Annotated in this window: 1 pseudogene; it reads right to left on the minus strand. The window is 66.7% G+C overall.

Going from position 1 to position 863, the window contains the following annotated elements:
- A pseudogene (locus KJS59_RS30695) lies at positions 1-461 on the minus strand (IS1380 family transposase); the annotation flags it as partial.
- Positions 462-863 lie beyond the last annotated feature (402 nt).

The raw sequence follows: 863 nt of genomic DNA on the forward strand, positions 1-863 counted from the left end.
GCCGCGAGGGGGTGGAACCCGAACCCACGCTTGAACGTCGCCGCCGCACCCTGCTTATCGCTGTGGGCGGTGATCAGCGTGGCATCCAGATCGATGACCACCCACCCGGTCAGCAGCTTCCCCGCCACGCACAGCCACGGGAAGCCCTGCGGCCGACGGGACAGCAGGTCCCAGACCCGGGCACGGACCTTCGCCCGAGCCTTGCCGATCCGGCGTAACCCTGTCTCGTCCAAGCCGGCCAACGCTCGGCGGACAGTCGCTTCCGACGGCGGATCGGCGAACACGAGGGCCTGATGCGCGAGCAGGCCGATGTCGGACATGCTCGTCGCGCCGAGCACGATCGCGGTCGCCAGGCAGACCAGGACCGTGCCCCGATCCCACCACCCCGGTCCCTTACCTCGGGGCAGGACCTTGTTCAACGCCCCGGTCAACCCGGTCCGGTCCGCGCACCGGCGCAGCAAGACCGCACCCGCGTGACCGACCAAACCCTTTCCACCCGAGGCCACGACCAACCGCTGATCCCACCCGCTACCCTTGCTCACCAGAAAGGTGCACCCGATTCTGCTGTGGACATGACTTAGACACTCACATCCTCACAGGTCAGGCGCACCTTTCCCTCATCACCCTCGATCTACCAATTTCCCTCTGAATGGGGGAGGCCAGCTTTGCTGGCAGCGCCGCACCCTGCTACCGCTGACCACCTGACCCACAGCCCCTGCCCCTACCAGCAGAAGAACCCACCCCAGGGCCTGGAGACCCGGCGCGTCCGCAGCGACACGCGGCCATCCCGCACCCCCGGCTAACGCACAAAACAGCCAAGCCGAAACAGGCAGGCGGAGATTAGAACTCTCTGACGAATCGAG

The sequence above is a fragment of the Rhizomonospora bruguierae genome, from assembly GCF_018397995.1.
Taxonomy (GTDB): domain Bacteria; phylum Actinomycetota; class Actinomycetes; order Mycobacteriales; family Micromonosporaceae; genus Rhizomonospora; species Rhizomonospora bruguierae.